Below are 19,024 nucleotides of genomic sequence, written 5' to 3' on the forward strand. Positions count from 1 at the left end.
GGTCATATAATGCATGAATTGTGGCTGTGTAAAAGCATTCTCGAAATAATTAAGCAGCAAGCGAATGCAACACAGTGTGCTCGTATCAAAAAAATAGTTTTAGAAATTGGTCAACTTGCTGCAGTTGAGAAGAATGCCCTAATTTTTGGTTTTACCGTAATTGCCAAAGGAACCGTAGCTGAGAATGCAGAACTTTCCATCATTGATATTCCTGGGGAAGCACTCTGCGAATCGTGTCAAAAACGAAGTCCTTTGCAACAGTATTACGATGCATGCCAGGTTTGTGGAAGTCATGCATTAAAAGTTATTCACGGTGAAGAATTACGAATTAAATCGATGGTGGTCGAATAATGTGTGGAATTTGTGGTTGTTCTGAAGAACATAACGAAATGGAGCATCATGGTCATGGTCATGAGCATCAGCATGGGCATCAACACGAACATCATGTTCATGACGAACATCTGATTCATGTAGAGCAAAATATTTTAGCTAAAAACCAACAATTTGCCCTCCATAATAAAGGTTTTTTAGCTAACAAAAATATTCTAGCATTGAATATCATGTCAAGTCCGGGCTCAGGCAAAACAACCCTTTTGGCAAAAACCATATTGGATTTAAAAAAGGAGTTGGATATTGCCGTTTTAGTTGGTGATCAACAAACTCAGTATGATGCGGAACTCATTCAAGCCAGTGGTGGCAATGCCCTACAAATAAATACTGGAAAAGTATGTCATTTAGATGCGCATATGGTGGGTCATGCATTAGAGGATCTTCCTCTGAACGAGAATTCGCTCTTATTCATCGAAAATATAGGCAATCTTGTGTGTCCAGCATTATTTGATTTAGGTGAACAATTCAAAGTCGTTATTCTCTCCGTAACCGAAGGAGATAATAAACCGCTGAAATATCCTGATATGTTTCGTTGTGCAGATCTCATGATTATCACCAAAATGGATCTACTCCCTTACGTCAATTTTAATCTTGAACAGTGCATTAAATACGCGCGTCAAATTAAGCCCGGCATTGAAACACTAACCCTTTCAACAAACAATGGTGATGGTTTGAATGATTGGTATGAATGGCTAAGACAAAAACAAATGAATCACCGTGTCTAAACAAATCGAACGATTAAGGATAATCATTCAAGGACAGGTTCAGGGTGTTGGCTTTAGACCTTGTGTTTACCGGATTGCAAAACACCTTGCTCTCACTGGATGGATCCAAAATAATGCGTACGGGGTGCTGATTGAAGTACAAGGGATATTGGCCGGTAATTTTATCGCTCATTTAAAAGATAATTTACCCCCACTTGCTATAGTAAATGATATTCAACAGGAAACTATCCCCTTACAGGACAACGAAATACTGTTCAAAATTATTGAAAGCCAAAAAGGCAGAGTCAATACCATCATTACTCCTGATGTCTCGATTTGCTCTGAATGCTTAAAGGAGCTCTTTGATCCCCAAAGCCGCTATTTTCGTTATCCCTTTTTGAATTGTACGCATTGTGGTCCTCGATTTACCATCACTCGCAATATTCCTTATGATCGCAATCAAACCTCCATGGATGTGTTTCCTTTATGCGTTGATTGCCAAACAGATTATAACAATCCTGAAAACCGACGCTATCATGCTCAACCTACTGCCTGTATCCATTGTGGCCCTCAACTTTCCTGTTCGGTGGAAGAGGTAGCCCAAAGTATTTTGCAAGGCGAGATCATTGCTTTAAAAAGTTTAGGTGGTTACCAACTCATTTGTGATGCACGTAATGAAGCGGCGGTAGCCAAATTACGCGCAAGAAAAAACCGCGACGCGAAGCCCTTTGCGATTATGGTTGCGAACAGTTTAAGCGCAAAACGTCTGGTCACAATCAATCCACAGGAACAAGATTTATTAGAAAGTATGCCCCGCCCTATTGTTTTACTCAAAAAAAATGATGAATTAAACGAGTTCAATCCCCAAATTGCTCCGGGTTTAAACAGTTTAGGAGTCATGCTCCCATACACTCCATTACATTATTTACTTTTTAATGCGCTTATTGGAAATGAAAACGGCTGTGCCTGGTTAAGCGAATTTCAAGACATCATATTAGTAGTTACTAGTGCAAACTTAGGCGGTAAACCCCTTATTATGGACGACCATGCTGCCACACAAGAACTCAATCATATCGCTGATAAAATTGTCTCCTATACGCGTCAAATTATAACTCGCGCAGATGATTCTGTACTACGCCTAATACATCATACTCCTGTATTCATTCGCCGCTCTCGCGGATATGTACCAACCCCAATTCAACTTCCCTATGCAATTCCACCAACCTTGGCCGTAGGTGGGCATCTAAAAAATACGTTTTGCATTACTCGAGGTAAAGAAGCCTTTGTTTCTCAACATATTGGCAGTTTAAATAACAAAGCCACCATTGAATTTTTCCATGAATCATTCAATCATTTGTTACGTTTTCTTGATGTAACTCCAGAACGAGTCGCTCATGATTTACACCCTGACTTTTATACAACACACTTTGCAGAGCACTATGGTATTCCAACCTATGCAATACAACATCATCATGCGCATTTAGCCTCTGTGCTCGCAGAACATGGCATCACAAAATCAGTCTTAGGCTTGGCTCTTGATGGATATGGCTACGGTATTGACGGAGAGGCATGGGGTGGCGAACTCTTTCTATTAGAAAATACAAGGTGTACTCGGATTGGCTCTTTTATGCCTCTCCTACAGCCCGGTGGAGAAAAAGCAGCGCGCGAACCCTGGAGAATGGCAGCTAGTGTGTTACATTCTCTAGGACGCCGCGATGAAATTACACAGCGATTCTCTGAGTTTCCACAAGCACACTTGATTCATCAGATGCTGGATAAAAAAATAAACTGCCCAGCCACAAGCAGTTGTGGCCGCTTGTTTGATGCGGCAAGCGCATTATTAGGAGTTCAATTAATCTCGCAGTACGAAGGACAGGCAGCGATGCGCTTAGAAAGTCTCGTAACTCAAGTACAAATTATCCCCAATGGCTGGCAAATAAAAAAGAATTGCTTAGATATGATGCCCACCCTCGAATTGTTGGCGAATTGCCCTAATCCTGTAATCGGTGCCAATCTTTTTCATGGAACACTGATTGCGGGTCTTGCAGAATGGATTAAGAGAGCCTGTCGTGAAAGGAAAATTGATATGATAGTATTAAGCGGAGGTTGTTTTTTAAATCAAATATTGACCGAAAGATTAACTACAACCTTAAATGAATTCGGCATCGCCTCTTTTTTTCCGCGTGCTCTTCCTCCTAATGATGGAGGAATTTCTCTCGGACAAGCCTGGATTGCCGGAAATTTTTAATTGAGGTGTACTGACAACTCATCATTGCCAAACACACCTTAATGGAACAAGAGCGCAGCGCTAAAGGCCATATCCAAATTTAATAAGAACAAAGGATAATTTATGTGTTTGGCGTTACCCGCCCAAATTATACAAATTCTTGATGATGCCAAAGCAATAGTGAGTGTGGGTGGTATCACTAAAGAAATCTCAACTGAATTATTAGATGAAATCGCATTGGGGGATTATGTGATTATTCATGTTGGCTATGCGTTAACACGACTCGATGAACTCGAAGCACAGAAAACCCTAGATTTATTTTCTCAAATGGCACAGGAAGAATCGGCATGAAATACATTGAAGACTTCCGAGATGGCAATTTTGCAAAAGCGCTCGCCCGTGAAATTGCGACGCAAGTTGACACAGACCGACATTACCAGTTCATGGAGTTTTGTGGTGGTCATACGCATGCCATTCATCGGTACGGAATTCCAAGCCTATTACCAAATAATGTAGAAATGATCCATGGCCCCGGTTGTCCTGTTTGTATATTGCCTATGGCTACGACAGATAAAGCAATGGCTTTGGCCGCATTACCGAATGTGATTCTCTGCAGCTATGCAGATATGTTGCGAGTTCCAGGCACAGGACAAAAAAATCTGTTGCACGCCAAAGCTACAGGTGCTGATGTACGAATGATTTATTCAGCAAGTGATGCCTTGAGAATTGCTCAAGAAAACCCACAAAAAGAAATTGTATTTTTTGCTATTGGCTTTGAAACCACCACGCCACCAACGGCACTGATTATTCGCCAAGCGCATCAATTAAAGCTTAGTAATTTTAGTGTTTTTTGTAACCACGTCTTAACACCAGTGCCCATGGATCACTTACTGCAATCCAACGAGGTTAAACTCGATGGATTTGTTGGCCCAGCTCATGTCAGTATTGTAATTGGTAGCCAACCCTATGAAGCGGTATGCAAAAAATACAACAAGCCTATTGTGATTTCCGGCTTTGAACCGTTGGATGTATTGCATTCTATTTTAATGTTAGTTCAGCAAACAAATGAACAACGATGTGAGGTGGAAATTCAATATACTCGAGCAGTTAACCGTTTAGGAAATTTACGATCGCAACAAATTATGGCTGAAGTATTCGAATTACGCGATCAATTTGAATGGCGTGGCCTGGGATTTATTCCTCAAAGTGCTTTAAAAATAAGATCAGAGTATGCTGAGTTCGATGCAGAAAAACGTTTTGATATTCCTGATTTTACTTCTCAAGAACACAAACAATGCCTTTGTGGTGAAGTATTGCGTGGTGTAAAAAAACCAACAGAATGTAAATTATTTGCCAAAGCATGTGTCCCGGAGAATCCATTAGGTTCCTGTATGGTGTCTTCTGAAGGTGCATGTGCTGCGGTGTATGCTTATGGGCGGGTGAATGCATGATGACTGAAGCAGTACTAACCAAGAAAGTAAAATCACCAAAACTCAATTTTAAAGAAGGCATTATTAATTTAACTCATGGCAGCGGTGGACGCGCCATGACCCAATTAATCGAGCAAATGTTTTTAGCCGCCTTTGATAACCACTGGCTTGCTGAAAGAAATGATCAGGCTTGTTTTTCAGTATCGGCAGGTCGAATGGTCATGACCACAGATGCACATGTGATTTCACCGTTGTTTTTTCCTGGAGGCAATATCGGTTCTTTATCAGTTCATGGAACAGTGAATGACATTGTGATGTCAGGTGCAAAACCACTATACCTCTCTGCCAGTTTCATTTTAGAAGAAGGATTTCCACTGGCTGATTTGCAAAAAATTGTTCAATCGATGGCTGCTGCCGCACAACAGGCTGATGTGGCTATTATTGCTGGTGATACCAAAGTAGTTGAACGTGGCAAAGGAGATGGAGTGTTCATTACCACTACGGGGATTGGAGTGGTCCCTGAAGGCGTCCATATCTCTGGTAATAGAGCGAAACCCGGTGATCGCATCCTAGTTAGCGGACATATGGGCGATCATGGTGTTGCCATTATGGCGCATCGGAATAATTTGCAATTTCAAACAACAATACAATCCGATACGGCTGCACTAAATGATTTGGTGGCTCATATGATTGATGCAGTGCCTGACATTCATTGTTTGCGCGACCCTACGCGTGGCGGGCTCGCAACCACATTAAATGAATTTGCTTCGCAATCCAATGTTGGTTTTATCATTGAAGAAAGTAAGATCCCAATTCGTACCGAAGTTGCGAGTGCGTGTGAGTTATTAGGACTTGACGCCTTATATGTTGCCAATGAAGGAAAACTAGTAGCCATTTGCGCTCCTGACGATGCGAATACCTTATTAGCCGCAATGCGAGCACATCCTCAGGGAAAACATACTGAAATTATTGGGGAAGTGATTGAAGACCCACGGAATTTTGTACAGTTAAAAACAAAATTGGGCGGTATGAGAATTGTCGATTGGTTGGCAGGAGAACAATTACCACGGATTTGTTAATGCTTATTAATCAATGTAGCCTGGGTGCAGCAGAGCGAAACCCAGGGGTTTGTGAGTAACCAACCTAACCGGGTTCCGCTCGGCTGCACCAGGCTACACATCAAGTTACAAGGAATTTTATGACCACAAATAAAATAAGCTATTTCATGCCTTATTTAAAATTGCAGAGTCTATTGCACGCCTTGAATAACGCAGGATATTCCTGTGTTGGCCCTCAAGTACGCGATGGAGCCATTGTTTATGATGTGCTAAATAACGTAGAGCAATTACCTTGGGGGATTCGTGATCAGCAAACCCCAGGGGGCTATCAATTAGAAAAAATTTCAGAACATAAAGCATTTGCCTTTGCCAATGGCCCACAAGCAATCAAACCTCTTTTATTTAAACCTCAGGAAACGGTATGGAAAGTAGAACGGAACAGTGAAGGAAAATTATCGTTCCAACCACAGCAAGCAGAGGAACAACCGCTTGCGATGATTGGCGCACGTTCTTGTGATATAGCCGCGATGAACATTCAAGACAAAGTATTTATTGAGAGTGCACATCCCGATCCACGTTATAAAAAACGACGCGAACATTTATTTATTGTTGCAGTAAACTGTTCATATTCCTCCAACAACTGTTTTTGTGTTTCAGCAGGCACAGGCCCCGAAGTCAAGAATTCGTTTGATATTCTGATGACTGAAATTGATGAAGGATTTGTCGTCAATTCAGGTAGTGAACAGGGACAAGCAATTATTGAAAGCTTACAGTTGTCTAAAGCAAAAAAGAGTCAATGTACCAAAGTAAGTAACATTGTAAAACACACCGCAGACATGCAAACTAAACGAATCCCTTTGGATAATAAACAAGGTTTACGCGATTTATTATTTGCCAACTTAAACCACCCAAGATGGGAAGAAGTAGCGCAAAAATGTTTATCCTGTGGCAATTGCACCTCAGTGTGTCCGACCTGTTTTTGTCATAGTGAAGTAGAAAAACCCAGTTTAGATGGCACCTGTAGCGAGCATCAGCGCGAATGGGATTCTTGCTTTACCGCAGGTCACAGTTATTTGAGTGGAAAAGTACTTCGTGAGGATACACCTAAACGCTATAGACAATGGTTGACTCATAAGGTCGGCAGTTGGTTCGATCAGTTTGACACCAGTGGTTGCGTAGGCTGTGGGCGGTGCGTGACTTGGTGTCCAGTGGGAATTGATATTACCGAAGAATTAGCAGCGATTTCTGGTGAATCCAACGTGAGGATTAAAAAACGTGATTAACCCAAAACTCGATCCTTATTTGCCACTTGAGGCTGTCATTGTAGAGAAAATTGAAGAGTCCTCTACAATTTTTACCTTGCATTTGCGTTTTCTTGATCCCGAACATCATGAACAATTTCTCTTTTCCCCAGGTCAATTTAATATGCTTTATCTGTTTGGGGTGGGTGAAGTCGCGATTTCCATTGTTTCTGACCCGGAAAAAAAAGATATTCTGACCCACACAATCCGCGCTATAGGCCGAGTAACTAAAGCATTACAAAAACTCCAGCCCGGAGACCGAATTGGAGTCCGAGGACCTTATGGACGCGGATGGCCACTTGAACAAACAAAAGGCAAAGATGTTGTAGTCCTCACAGGGGGTCTAGGTTGTGCTCCTTCGGTTTCGATTATCGAATATATTTTAGCGCGTAGAGAACAATATGGAAATTTGAGTATCTTACAAGGCGTGAAACACAGCGAAGATTTTATATTTAGAAAACAATATGCAATTTGGCAAAAATCACCCAATACTGTAATTCATGTTGCTGCAGATCAAGCAGGACCTAAATGGCCGTGGGCAATAGGCTATGTTACGGATATGATTGATCAGCTCAAGCTAAATCCTGAAAACACAATCGTCATGATGTGTGGACCCGAGATGATGATGAATACCGCGATCAAGGTACTTAATCAACGAGGTATTTCGGAAGATAATATTTATTTGAGCATGGAACGAAATATGGAGTGCGGTATAGGACAATGTGGACATTGCCAATACGGAGGTGTTTTTATTTGCAAAGATGGACCTGTATTTGCTTATTCTGAAATTAAAGAATTATTTAATGAACCGGGATTTTAACAACCATGAAACCACGCGTAGCGGTGCATAAATTCACGTCATGTGATGGGTGTCAATTAGCCTTTTTAAATGCAGGAGAGGCCTTACTCACACTATCTGATTTAGTGGATATGGTGCATTTCTCAGAGGCAGGGGCAGTCGAGTTGGATGCACAAGTCGATATCGCATTTGTTGAAGGGAGTATTTCCACCCCAGATGAAGAGCAACGCATCAAAAAAATTCGCGAAAACAGCAAATTCATTATTACAATCGGTGCCTGTGCTACCGCAGGTGGTGTGCAAGCATTACGTCATTTCGCCAATACCAAAGAATGGGTAAGCAGTATTTATGCTTCCCCACAATACATCCAAAGCTTAAGTACCTCAACTCCAATTGCCGCACATGTTAAAGTCGATTGGGAGTTATGGGGTTGTCCCGTAAATAGCAATCAAGTATTAGAAGCGATTCGTTTTTTATTATCTAATGCAACGCCACGCATCAAACAAGATTCTGAATGTATGGAGTGTAAACGTAAAGGTAATGTTTGTGTTTTAGTCACTCAAAAACAACCCTGTATGGGCCCGGTTACCAAATTGGGGTGTGGCTCCCTATGTCCAACAGTAGGTCGAGGATGTTATGCATGTTATGGGCCCAAGGAAAATCCCAATCCTCAATCCTTAGGCAACTGGTTTGAACAGCTAGGCCTGACTCGAGAAGCTATTGCACAAAAGTTTTTGCATATTAATAATCAAGCACCCGCGTTTAATAAAGCAGGTGCTTATTTTAAGGGAATTAAAATCAGCAATGAGTAATACTATTTCCATCAACGTTCCCATTTTGGCGCGCGTGGAGGGTGAAGGAGCGTTAGAGCTCCACATTCAAGACAATGCGATCACCCAATTACAATTAAAAATTTATGAACCGCCACGATTATTCGAAAAATTTCTCGAAGGCAGAAGTTACACTGATGTTCTAGATCTTGTCGCCCGAATCTGCGGAATATGTCCGGTTGCGTATCAAATGAGCGCAACTCAGGCAATTGAACATTGTTTTGGCATACAACCTTCCCCATGGGTACGGGAAATGCGCCGACTTTTTTACTGTGGTGAATGGCTGGAAAGTCACAGCATGCACATTCATTTTTTAGCGTTACCTGATTTTTTAGGATTTAAATCAGCACCTGAAATGGCAAAAACTTATCCCGAAGAAGTAAGACGTGGCATCCGTTTGCAATCTTTTGGCAATGATTTAATTAAATTATTTGGCGGTCGCTCCGTGCATCCGGTGGGTGCCTGCGTTGGAGGTTTTTATAAAGCGCCTAACCATACGGCAATCAATACCCTTTTAGAAAAAGCGAAAGCCCGCGTCGAAGATTGCGAAGCATTGATTCGCTGGCTTGCAAAACTGTCATTTCCAGATAACTCTCATGACTTTACTTGTGTCTCACTTTATCATCCTACAGAATACCCGTTTAATGAGGGACGATTGGTCTCTGATCATGGGTTAAATATCAGCATTGATGAATTTGATGCTTATTTCAAGGAGCATCAAGTCCCCTACTCCACTGCGTTGCATTGTTTGTTACAAAATAAACCTTATCTCGTAGGACCTCTTGCACGTGTCAATAATTGTTTTGGCCATCTCCCGCCCCCTATTCATCTTCTGCTTCAAGATTTAAAAATTAATTTTCCTTCTCATAATATGTATCACAGCATCATGGCCCGCGCAGTTGAAATCTATTTCTGTGTCTTGGAATTGATACGCATTATGGAGCAGTATGAAATTCCTAAAGAAGCACACCCTGAAATTACGCCACGTGCAGGGATGGGATTTGGATGTACCGAAGCGCCCAGAGGAACTCTATGGCAGCATCTTCAACTAGGTGATCAAGGACAAGTTATAACTGCTCGTATTGTGCCGCCAACCAGCCAAAATCAGGCGCGAATTGAGCAAGATTTACGTATTTCATTGGTGCAATATGGCCTTAATCAGGATGAAGAATCCTTGCGTGCCTATAGTGAAATGATTATTCGTAACTATGATCCCTGCATTTCATGTTCCACTCATTTTTTAACGATTAAAGTGAATCGAAAATGAACCGCATCAAAGTACTAGGTATCGGCTCACCTTTTGGCGACGATCAAGCCGGTTGGAACGTAGCAATGGAATTAAAACGACAACTTGCAAATCATACCCATAGCGCACCTTACGTGCTTATTGAATGCCATGATCGCCCAGGTGTTCGGCTGATTGAGTTAATTAGTGGCTTCGACACGATTTTTATCATTGATGCAGTCAAATCAGGGAGCGAAATTGGAACTGTTCATCGGTTTCAAAAAGACGCGCTTCTTGATTCAGAACCGCGATTCTCAACTCATGGCATCAGTATTCTACAAACCCTACAATTAGCCAGTGTACTGAATGAATTACCAGATAATCTTTTATTTTATGGAATCGAAATTAATGCCATTACCTTAGATGAAAGACTTTCCCCTCCTGTAGTGCAAGCAATTGCGGAAGTAACACATCAACTATTAGAGGAACTTGTTACCTCTTATGAGTTTTAGTATTTGCAAATACTGAAAGTGCCCCCGCATAAAACTTCCCTCGTTCCTATTGTAAACGGCTTTGTTGAAAAAATTGGATTTCATTCCCGTGAAGGCGGGAATCCATCCATAAATTAGGCGCAATGCCAAGTTTGCGAATAGATCCGCTTCGCGGGAATGACATAAATAAAGTTTGGTCATTATCGCATTATTATCAGCAAATTGAACACTTAATGATCTCTTAAGATAAATATGACATAATAAAGGGCATTGTGATCTATTTGTCGACTTCACTGGAGAGCTATGCTACCACTTAATTTTATGACTCATGGAAGTCTTGTGGTTCCAACTGATAGTACTATTCCTTTAGTTTTCCCCGGTGTTCGAGGAAAAATAAAAAAAACAATTTCATTACCTGATGGTCAATCCTTAGAAGCGAATAGCTTAGCAATAATACAACCATTAAATTTAGACAAACCAGAAGAAAAACAGCGCTTTAGGTTAACTCCTTATGTACCGATTGGTTCAAGTCGTGATGATTTGCCTGAAAATCAAAGAAATATTTCCATTGATGATCAAAATAGCGGTGAAGTTGAACTTGATGATCCGAGTCAGTATTTAGACTATACCATTGAACAATATCAGCAATCCAACTCTCCTTTATTTAGTGAGGGTTCCCCATCAATAGAAGATGTTAGACAAGCCCGAGTACCTGATTGCTTTCTATTAGCCTCACTAGCAGCCATTTTGCGTGAGCCCGATGGAGTCAGCTACATTCGTAGTATGTTGAGGCAAAATGATGATGGGACAACAACCGTCCGTTTATTCAACCCTAAAACATTGGAACCCGTTTATATTCGCGTAGAGAATTCCTACATCGTGGATCAAAAAGGGAGCTTAAATAACCATACTGCTCTATGGGTCGATATAATCGAAAAAGCGGCGGCATCCGTTCCCGAATTCTTTGGAAACACGAACGCATCAATGAGTGGTGCATTGAAAGGTGGTTCAGAGTCTCTTGCTTTAAAAGTATTAACAGGTTGCAATTCGAAAGAACATTATATTAATTATGATAAATTTTTTGCTTGGGATATAGGTAACTTTTTTGCTAGTGAGTTGGAACAATTGGAGGTATTAAGCCAACAGAAAAAGCTCATGCAAGAACTCGGTGGACTAGAAAACCAATCAGGAACAGATGTAATTATTACAGAAATGCTCTCAGCGAGAATAAGGGTCTTTGAAGAAATTTTTGGTGAGGATGCGGAAAAAATCTGTTTGCAATTAATCGATTTTTATTCAGAAAACAAAGATGCGTGGGAAAAAATATACAATGAGCACGGTACTAGCCAACAGCGTCTTGAAGAAATCATAAAGCATTTTTCACAGGATGAGAAAAATGAGCAAGCAGTGGATATCTTAAAAAAATTATTTACTTATTATCATGAAGATGTAGAAAAAGACATACGAAGAGATAATCAAGAACTATTCAGTGGAATTTATTCACCTGAAGAACTCCAAGTTTTTAACGACATTAAAAACAAACTCGCCCAAGGTGAATCATTAACAGCAGGCACCCCCCATAGATACGATGAAAAGGTCCCCGGCTTAAGGGCGACTCACGCTTATACGATTGTTGGCGTTGTTGAAACACTCCGTCCTGTTGATAAGGATGGAGAAGATGTAATACGTCCAATTAAAATGATACGCATTAGAAATCCGTGGGGCTTCACCGGTCGGATTTATTTACCCAATATGGAAAATCCTAATCAAATTGAAATCAAAGAAGAACGTATTGCAGGTACTTTTGATTTAGAACTCAAAGATTTTTGTCGTTATTATGAAAGTTATACCAACACACTACAATTCACAAATGTTCGAATACTGACTGAAAAAAGAGAGCGCCTCGCCTTAAAAATGCAGGATCTTTTAAAAGATGTTTCTCAACATGATTCAGTATCTAAGATAAATGCTTTTTTTGAATGTAAAGCGGATTTAGTTGATATCCAAATGACTGCGGTGGAATTATTGAATAAGGATATTCATGAAAAAATCACAGAAGCATTCAAACAGGACGATCCTCAAGAGATTCGAGCTTCATTAAATAAAATTATTGAAGCAAATAAAATGACCATGATGAATCTTTTTCAAACTTCCGATTGTGAGTTAATTGCAGCCTCGATTACCTACTGGTGGAACAAAGCGAACCAAAAAATTTCCCAAGAGGATGAAAAAGCGTACCAACATCAATTAATTAAATCGGTTAAAAAAAATAATTTACTTTGGGAAAAGTTCATTGAAAACTATCAGATAGACTCTTCTATAGCACTTATTCAGGTGAATAAGTCAAAAAGATTAATCACTGCGTTATTTGCGAGCATTGAGCTATCACAACGATCATTAGAACAAATAAATCCAGATGATGAGGGTTATGAATCATTCCTCAAAGCCCTACTTATCCAGACGGCATTGCTGAAGCAGCATTTTAGTTATCTTGAAAAATATGAACAACTTTTACAACGATTTGATCTCAAAATCGATTTTCGCGAGAAATTAGAAGAACTTGATGCTTATATCAAAAAACTAGAACAAAATCCAAGAGCTACTCACATTAAAAAGAAACTTGAAGACGAATTACCTCCGCTAAGTTTGGATGATTTTACCTATAATGCTGAAAAGCTTTTAACAGATTTAGCTCAAATGGATTTGGTTTTAAACGAATATCATGAAGAGAACTCACCCACCCCTATACCGAACCAAGATGAAAGTGAGCAAGAAAATTCAGGATACTTACCTCAATGGTTAGTTTCTTTAGGAAAGATATTAGAACGAGTTCTTAAAGCAATTGCTATTTGGAAAACGCCAGATCCTACTAATAACGAGCAGAGCCCCCCACAACCTGAATATAATCGCAGCCCAGATTCTGCTTCAAAATATCCCCATCGAGAAAAATTTGCCTTTTTTGTGCCCGTAGCCCCTGAGGATAGACGCACCACTGGTGATAAGGAAGTCCTCCGTCCAAGCAATTTATAATTAAAACCGGAAATTTAGAAAGGTTTTTGAATTTCGCTATCCTCATAGGGAATTATATCTGAACTTCTTGAGCATTTATCAGCGAGGTTTTATCTCTAAACTAAATGTATGGATATTCGAGGAGCTTTCAGTCGAGGATAGCTCGAAACTAGAACGATCTATTTTATTTTCTTTCGTCAATTCATTATAAAATTCTTTTGGAAGTAACGGTTCAAATATTGAATAATCCAATAACTCTTTTCGATTAGGATTAATATGCCATTGTATTTTTCCATATCTATTAACATAAAATGCGCCTACAATTTCTTCGGGGGAAATTGAGCCTACGACATTAACTTCCTCTTTATTTTTTGAAAGTTCAGCAGCCCCTTTCTCACCTCTTGATGTAAAAGTACCTTCAAGATCAATCGCTGTTTTTCCTTTAAAATCTATCAAATAAATATAAGATTCTTCCAATATAGGGGTAGCAGTCATACTCACTTCATTGCGAACAAAAACTGTTGGTAAGGCATAAACTTTTGCGACATTAAATGATTTTGAGGTAGAAATACCAATTGAACCATTCATATCCTGAACGTAATCTTCCAGAAAATCTGATTTAACGCTTTCTTTAATTCCGTATTTAAAACAATGAGAAATATTTTCTGCTGAACCTCTAAATAAAATCCCTTGATAATAACTTATTGGATTTTTATCAAATACTTTCCATTCTTTTTCCCACTCTTCATAGATTTCTATTTTATAGATTTCATCTAAAAAATAACTATTGAAGGAATAGTTATTCCATTTATTATTTTTATCCATAAAATGAATTTTAATAATTTTTCTGGCTTCTTCGTCATTAACTTCCGTTAATTTATCTTGAAGTTGTTCTAAAGCAGGATAAAGTTTTTGACTGTGCCGAAAACTGCCAAAAAAATCAGCTTTATAAATGCGCTTTTCATCTGAACTAAATGAAAAATGAGAGCGTTTCGTTTGTTTTATATAATTATCAAGTGCTCTTTTAAAGGGTAGCAAGTATTTATTTTGCATTGGACTTACAAAATCAAACAAATTGTCTATATATTACAACAATATTAAAAATTTTATAGCTTATCATGGAGACCCAATATGTCACACGTTGCACTTATTACTGGAGCAAGCAGTGGTATCGGACAGGCATTAGCTTTAGAACTGGCGTCTCAGGACATCACCGTAATCGCTATTGCAAGAAATAACGATGAATTACTTAAACTCAAGGATAAAAATCCAGATAAGATTAAAATAATATCTACAGATATTACTACTGATAAGGGTTTAAACAAAATTGGAGCGGGACTCAAGGGATTAAAAATCAATTACTTAATCCATAATGCAGGTATTATTGCTCCTCTTGGTTCATTAAATGAAGCGAACCCTTCTGATGTAAAGAAAATAATTGAAACAAATCTTATTGCACCTATACTGCTCACTCAAAATGTACTTCCTTTCTTTACCAAACAAGGCGGTCGAATTTTAAATATTACCTCGGTAGCGGCAGAAAAAGCAGTCCCAGGCGCAGGAGCGTACTGTATCACCAAATCGGCACTCAATATGTGGACCCAAGTATTGCAGACCGAATTACCAGCAGAGATCGTAGCAACTGATGTTATTCCGGGTGAAGTAGATACCGGAATGCAGAAAAATTTGCGAGAATGCCCTGTTGAGCAATTCCCATTAGCTACTGAATTTCAAGAAGCTTATAAAGAACACACCCTGATTCCGCCCGCTGTATGCGCTGACTTTTTAGCTTTTCTCTTATTAAAAACCACACCCGACGAGTTCTCTGCAAAAAGATGGAATATTTATAAACATTATCCAAAAGAAATTCCGCTTCCGTTGAATAAAGAAAAACTCAATAAATGAGATAAAAAGTGAGCAAGTCCTTCTGCAATGTGTGATTAATAGCTCATTGCCAGTTCTTTTTAGACCTATTCAAAAAGTAAGGCCATAAAAATATGATGCTCATATTCCCCATCGATTCGCACCGCATTTTTATGCACTCCTTCTTTCACAAACCCATATTTTTCATACAATGATATTGCAGTCTGATTATGTTCACGCACGGTAAGTTCAATACGGGTTAACCCCTTTGACTTAGCCATCTGCAATGCCGTACTTAATAAGGCCTCCCCTATTCCCTGTCCACGGTACGGTGCAATTACCCCTATTCCTAAACTACCCACATGAGCAAAAACAGGTCGATCCAGCGGACTGATGTCACACCATCCAACTAATTTCCCATCGAACATTGCAACAACTTGAGGCCAGTTATTGTTAATATGTTCTAAAACAAACTCTTTAGTTGATTCGATTGGAGGTCCTTCTAAAAAAGCTAAAAATTTACGTTCACGAGCCACACTATCTACAGCGGACCAAAACGCGTCAATATGTTTTTCCTGGATAGGGATAATCGAAAAGTGCATAGGACTCTCAGTTAATTTGACAGTGATATAAGTAAAAAGAAGATTTCTTCTTGAGTCAATAACCCAAAGTAATCAGATCTCTTGATGTCAGAATCCAAACAAAATTAAAATAAAGATAAAACAACAAGAACATGTTATAGTTTAAATCAATCCTAGCAACATTTGAAAAAAATGCAAAACATTACAATTTATCATAATCCTAGATGTTCCAAATCAAGAAAAACGTTGGAACTTCTTCAGAGCAAAGGTTATGAACCTGTTGTTATTGAATATCTTAAAACCCCGCTTAATCTGGAACAATTAAACAGTTTAAGAGCGCACTTCACGCTTAAGGATTTTGTTCGCACAGAGGAACCTGTTTTTAAAGAGCATGGATTATCGCTGGAAAATGAAGCTCAGGTTTTGCAAGCCATGCTTAAAGATCCCATATTAATGCAACGTCCGATAGTTACCTATAAAGATAAAGCAGTTATAGGACGCCCACCTGAGAACGTTCTGGCATTATTTGAGTAGTTGTTTCTTGTTTGGGTTAAGTGAAGCGGAGCCCGGGCTTACATCCATTAAGAGTCCACACTCATTCCGAGTGTAACGCGGGATCTCCATACTATAACAGGGTGTTACAATAGGAGCCCCCGAGTTTCGCTACGCCCGGGCTCTACAATTTGACGATACCAGCTTAACTACTATTTAGATGCCAATTGATTTGGACAACCAGCTTGATGGAATGCTACAAGTGCGTTATAAATACCTTGGTAATCTGCAAATGCGTTTCTATTTGCTTTAATATCATCAAAAACCGAGTCTGTTCGACCACAAGTTCCATATTCTGTAATATTTGCATGATCGCCATTGGCTTTTTTGTAAGCCATAAACGTTTCACCGCAATGTAAATGAGGACGTTTTCCCGCATCATTCCCTACAAACTCGGCATTACCACAGTACGTTTTCTTAAAGTTAACTTTAAGGTGAGATATATTCGCAAATGAATTTGCGGAAACTGAAATAATAAAGCAGGCCACTGCTGCAATTGAGATTTTATTCATCATAAAGCTCCAAAAAAAAATTAGGGGCTAAATTTAACACATCCCAATACTGCAACCAAGATTCAACACACAAAATACTAAGGTATATTGACCATCCATCGTGCTCCACGTTCCCCGAACAAGTCGGGAACGTAGGCAGTGAAGAGAATTTTCAACACGTTAATACGTGGAGTATTCTTCATTTTTGCATCACATAAGAACCCGGTGCAGAAGGAAGCGATGGATCAAGATGAGGTGGTGCAATACGTCTTTGTGAACTGTTGTCCACTAACCAATCATGCCAGGAAATCCACCATGAACCGTCTCTTTTTTTGGCTTTGCTAACCCATTTTTTCGGACCTAGATAAGGCATGCTTTTCTTACTTTCACGAATATAATAAAAGCGTCCTGGATGATTCGGTTCACTAACAATACCTGCGTTATGACCACCATTTGTTAATACAAAGGTAATATCCGAATGCATCATCAAATGTACCTTATACACCGATTCCCAGGGAGCAATATGGTCATTATTGGTACTAACCGCAAAAATAGGTACATGAACATTTTTAGGAGCTACTATTTCATTCTCAACACGAAAATGTCCTTCAGCAAAATCGTTTTGCAGAAATAATTTCTCAAGATATTCGGTATGCATTCTATAAGGCATGCGCGTCGCATCAGCATTCCATGCCAGCAAATCGATCATACCGCGTTTTTTACCAGTCATATAATCATCAATCATCTTTGACCAAATCAAATCGTAGGTACGTAACATTTGAAACGAACCGGCCATATGTTTGGGATCAAGATACCCCTTTTCCCACATCATGTTTTTGAGAAATGCTATTTCACTTTCATTAATGAAGAGCATGAGCTCCCCTGCTTTGGTAAAATCTCCTTGTGCCGCAAGAAGCGAAAGACTTTTAAGACGTGTATCCTTATCTCGTGCCATTGCAGCAGCAGTAATCATGGCTAAAGTTCCACCCAGGCAATATCCCATCAAATGAATTCTTGTCTTAGGTAAAATATTACTTACCGTATCAATTGCTGCCATTGCTCCTTGACGATAATAATCATCCATGCCTAATTCACGGTCTTTCTCATCCGGATTGCGCCATGAAACCATAAAGACTGTATGCCCTTGTCCCACCAGCCATTTAACTAAAGAATTTCCTGGTGATAAATCCAGAATATAATATTTCATTATCCATGCAGGCAATATGAGGATGGGTTCTTTAAAAACAGTTTCAGTTTGCGGTTCATATTGGATTAATTCTATTAAATGGTTAGTAAATACAATCTTGCCGGGAGTAATTGCAACATTCTTTCCTGGTTTGAACTTCCCTGCTCCTGGAGGTGGCATACCTGCTAATCTTCTCTGCGCATGCTCAATCGCAAGTTCCGTACCTTGAATTAAATTGGCACCACCAGAGTGGATTGTTTCATAAAAAAGATCCGGATTGGTCATGACAAAATTCGAAGGTGATAACGCATCAAGTAACTGACGAATACAAAAAGAAACCGTGCGTTCTGCACGACCGAAAAGACCAGGAACTTTTCGTGTGGCATATCCCCACCACTCTTCAATCTGAAGAAAAGTTTCAGCATAAAAACGCCATGGCATCAATTGCCAACTTTCTTTATGAAAACGGACGTCCTTTCCTTGCCCTGGTTGTTTCTCACACAGCAGACGAGCAACGAACTCATCGGCGTGTAGGCCTGGATAACAAGCCAATGCCAATAAGTGGCCTGGTGATTGGGCTAATTGCAAAAGCCACGCACAATAAGCAGTTCCTATTACTGCCGGACTCATTCCCATTGTAATTTTGCCAAGATTTGCCTGATACCACTTATTGATATAATAAAAAAATTCATCCAACTCATTCATATAATTTACATGCTGGGAATTATTGACCATCTCAGATGAAGTTTTAGGTTGGTTCTTTAAATCTAATCTTGATGCGGTTTTCTTTTTCTCTGTTCCTTTCATGGTCAATTTCCTTTTGATTCATCCTGCTAACACTTTGTTGGCAAAATTAAACGGTGTGCCGCAGTAAATTATAGTATTAT

The 19,024-nt window shown here is 39.5% G+C and carries 18 protein-coding genes; 14 read left to right on the forward strand and 4 right to left on the reverse strand.

Annotated elements, in window-relative coordinates; genetic code table 11:
* The first annotated feature begins 9 nt into the window (after positions 1–9).
* From hypA to ACWTEW_RS11880, 12 genes are all read left to right on the forward strand, one after another.
* Entirely contained in the window at positions 10–351 is a 342-nt protein-coding gene (gene hypA / locus ACWTEW_RS11825; RefSeq protein WP_454781834.1) for a hydrogenase maturation nickel metallochaperone HypA, read from the forward strand.
* Positions 351–1,115 (forward strand): hydrogenase nickel incorporation protein HypB, encoded by a 765-nt coding sequence (gene hypB, locus ACWTEW_RS11830; protein WP_454781835.1) that lies wholly within the window; start codon positions 351–353, stop codon positions 1,113–1,115. The genes hypA and hypB overlap by 1 nt, the downstream gene beginning before the upstream one ends.
* Positions 1,108–3,342, forward strand: coding sequence for a carbamoyltransferase HypF (hypF, locus tag ACWTEW_RS11835; protein WP_454781836.1), 2,235 nt, complete (start codon positions 1,108–1,110; stop codon positions 3,340–3,342). The genes hypB and hypF overlap by 8 nt, the downstream gene beginning before the upstream one ends.
* Before the next feature lie 102 nt (positions 3,343–3,444).
* Positions 3,445–3,672, forward strand: a complete 228-nt coding sequence (locus ACWTEW_RS11840) for a HypC/HybG/HupF family hydrogenase formation chaperone (protein WP_454781837.1) — start codon at positions 3,445–3,447, stop codon at positions 3,670–3,672.
* A complete protein-coding gene (gene hypD / locus ACWTEW_RS11845; protein ID WP_454781838.1) occupies positions 3,669–4,772 on the forward strand; it encodes a hydrogenase formation protein HypD in 1,104 nt (367 codons plus the stop codon). The genes ACWTEW_RS11840 and hypD overlap by 4 nt, the downstream gene beginning before the upstream one ends.
* Positions 4,772–5,830: a hydrogenase expression/formation protein HypE gene (hypE, locus tag ACWTEW_RS11850; protein ID WP_454782062.1), complete on the forward strand. Its 1,059-nt coding sequence runs from the start codon at positions 4,772–4,774 to the stop codon at positions 5,828–5,830. Before hypD ends, hypE begins: the two co-directional genes overlap by 1 nt.
* Before the next feature lie 119 nt (positions 5,831–5,949).
* Positions 5,950–7,092: a 4Fe-4S dicluster domain-containing protein gene (locus ACWTEW_RS11855; RefSeq protein ID WP_454781839.1), complete on the forward strand. Its 1,143-nt coding sequence runs from the start codon at positions 5,950–5,952 to the stop codon at positions 7,090–7,092.
* Positions 7,085–7,930, forward strand: coding sequence for an FAD/NAD(P)-binding protein (locus tag ACWTEW_RS11860; protein WP_454781840.1), 846 nt, complete (start codon positions 7,085–7,087; stop codon positions 7,928–7,930). The genes ACWTEW_RS11855 and ACWTEW_RS11860 overlap by 8 nt, the downstream gene beginning before the upstream one ends.
* Positions 7,931–7,935: 5 nt before the next feature.
* Positions 7,936–8,721, forward strand: coding sequence for an NADH-quinone oxidoreductase subunit B family protein (locus tag ACWTEW_RS11865; protein WP_454781841.1), 786 nt, complete (start codon positions 7,936–7,938; stop codon positions 8,719–8,721).
* Positions 8,714–10,006: a Ni/Fe hydrogenase subunit alpha gene (locus ACWTEW_RS11870; RefSeq protein WP_454781842.1), complete on the forward strand. Its 1,293-nt coding sequence runs from the start codon at positions 8,714–8,716 to the stop codon at positions 10,004–10,006. Before ACWTEW_RS11865 ends, ACWTEW_RS11870 begins: the two co-directional genes overlap by 8 nt.
* On the forward strand, positions 10,003–10,476 hold the full coding sequence (locus ACWTEW_RS11875; protein ID WP_454781843.1) for a hydrogenase maturation protease: 474 nt from the start codon (positions 10,003–10,005) through the stop codon (positions 10,474–10,476). Before ACWTEW_RS11870 ends, ACWTEW_RS11875 begins: the two co-directional genes overlap by 4 nt.
* A 282-nt stretch (positions 10,477–10,758) precedes the next feature.
* On the forward strand, positions 10,759–13,485 hold the full coding sequence (locus ACWTEW_RS11880) for a C2 family cysteine protease (protein WP_454781844.1): 2,727 nt from the start codon (positions 10,759–10,761) through the stop codon (positions 13,483–13,485).
* 78 nt (positions 13,486–13,563) lie between these two features.
* Here the strand turns inward: ACWTEW_RS11880 and ACWTEW_RS11885 are convergent, their stop codons facing one another.
* The gene (locus ACWTEW_RS11885) at positions 13,564–14,517 is read right to left on the reverse strand and encodes a hypothetical protein (RefSeq protein WP_454781845.1); all 954 of its coding nucleotides are present in this window, start codon (positions 14,515–14,517) and stop codon (positions 13,564–13,566) included.
* Between the two features lie 78 nt (positions 14,518–14,595).
* On the opposite strand from ACWTEW_RS11885, the gene ACWTEW_RS11890 reads away from it, so the two are divergent.
* Complete coding sequence (locus tag ACWTEW_RS11890) at positions 14,596–15,369, forward strand: SDR family NAD(P)-dependent oxidoreductase (protein ID WP_454781846.1); 774 nt, start codon at positions 14,596–14,598, stop codon at positions 15,367–15,369.
* Positions 15,370–15,434: 65 nt separating this feature from the next.
* Here the strand turns inward: ACWTEW_RS11890 and ACWTEW_RS11895 are convergent, their stop codons facing one another.
* Complete coding sequence (locus ACWTEW_RS11895; protein WP_454781847.1) at positions 15,435–15,929, reverse strand: GNAT family N-acetyltransferase; 495 nt, start codon at positions 15,927–15,929, stop codon at positions 15,435–15,437.
* A gap of 171 nt (positions 15,930–16,100) precedes the next feature.
* On the opposite strand from ACWTEW_RS11895, the gene arsC reads away from it, so the two are divergent.
* Entirely contained in the window at positions 16,101–16,442 is a 342-nt protein-coding gene (gene arsC / locus ACWTEW_RS11900; RefSeq protein ID WP_454781848.1) for an arsenate reductase (glutaredoxin), read from the forward strand.
* Positions 16,443–16,612: 170 nt separating this feature from the next.
* On the opposite strand, the gene ACWTEW_RS11905 is transcribed toward arsC, so the two are convergent.
* A complete protein-coding gene (locus tag ACWTEW_RS11905; RefSeq protein ID WP_454781849.1) occupies positions 16,613–16,975 on the reverse strand; it encodes a hypothetical protein in 363 nt (120 codons plus the stop codon).
* Between the two features lie 175 nt (positions 16,976–17,150).
* A complete protein-coding gene (locus ACWTEW_RS11910; protein ID WP_454781850.1) occupies positions 17,151–18,944 on the reverse strand; it encodes a PHA/PHB synthase family protein in 1,794 nt (597 codons plus the stop codon).
* Positions 18,945–19,024: the final 80 nt, after the last annotated feature.

This window comes from Legionella stuttgartensis (genome assembly GCF_977063405.2).

What these genes read in the sequence shown, in the direction of transcription:
- ACWTEW_RS11910 (WP_454781850.1), bottom strand. Translation starts at nt 18,944, where the DNA reads ATGAAAGGAACAGAGAAAAAGAAAACCGCATCAAGATTAGATTTAAAG.
- ACWTEW_RS11885 (WP_454781845.1), bottom strand. Translation starts at nt 14,517, where the DNA reads ATGCAAAATAAATACTTGCTACCCTTTAAAAGAGCACTTGATAATTAT.
- ACWTEW_RS11870 (WP_454781842.1), top strand. Translation starts at nt 8,714, where the DNA reads ATGAGTAATACTATTTCCATCAACGTTCCCATTTTGGCGCGCGTGGAG.
- ACWTEW_RS11905 (WP_454781849.1), bottom strand. Translation starts at nt 16,975, where the DNA reads ATGATGAATAAAATCTCAATTGCAGCAGTGGCCTGCTTTATTATTTCA.
- ACWTEW_RS11880 (WP_454781844.1), top strand. Translation starts at nt 10,759, where the DNA reads ATGCTACCACTTAATTTTATGACTCATGGAAGTCTTGTGGTTCCAACT.
- ACWTEW_RS11840 (WP_454781837.1), top strand. Translation starts at nt 3,445, where the DNA reads ATGTGTTTGGCGTTACCCGCCCAAATTATACAAATTCTTGATGATGCC.
- ACWTEW_RS11875 (WP_454781843.1), top strand. Translation starts at nt 10,003, where the DNA reads ATGAACCGCATCAAAGTACTAGGTATCGGCTCACCTTTTGGCGACGAT.
- ACWTEW_RS11865 (WP_454781841.1), top strand. Translation starts at nt 7,936, where the DNA reads ATGAAACCACGCGTAGCGGTGCATAAATTCACGTCATGTGATGGGTGT.
- hypA (WP_454781834.1), top strand. Translation starts at nt 10, where the DNA reads ATGCATGAATTGTGGCTGTGTAAAAGCATTCTCGAAATAATTAAGCAG.
- ACWTEW_RS11895 (WP_454781847.1), bottom strand. Translation starts at nt 15,929, where the DNA reads ATGCACTTTTCGATTATCCCTATCCAGGAAAAACATATTGACGCGTTT.
- ACWTEW_RS11855 (WP_454781839.1), top strand. Translation starts at nt 5,950, where the DNA reads ATGACCACAAATAAAATAAGCTATTTCATGCCTTATTTAAAATTGCAG.
- hypE (WP_454782062.1), top strand. Translation starts at nt 4,772, where the DNA reads ATGACTGAAGCAGTACTAACCAAGAAAGTAAAATCACCAAAACTCAAT.
- hypD (WP_454781838.1), top strand. Translation starts at nt 3,669, where the DNA reads ATGAAATACATTGAAGACTTCCGAGATGGCAATTTTGCAAAAGCGCTC.
- ACWTEW_RS11890 (WP_454781846.1), top strand. Translation starts at nt 14,596, where the DNA reads ATGTCACACGTTGCACTTATTACTGGAGCAAGCAGTGGTATCGGACAG.
- arsC (WP_454781848.1), top strand. Translation starts at nt 16,101, where the DNA reads ATGCAAAACATTACAATTTATCATAATCCTAGATGTTCCAAATCAAGA.
- hypB (WP_454781835.1), top strand. Translation starts at nt 351, where the DNA reads ATGTGTGGAATTTGTGGTTGTTCTGAAGAACATAACGAAATGGAGCAT.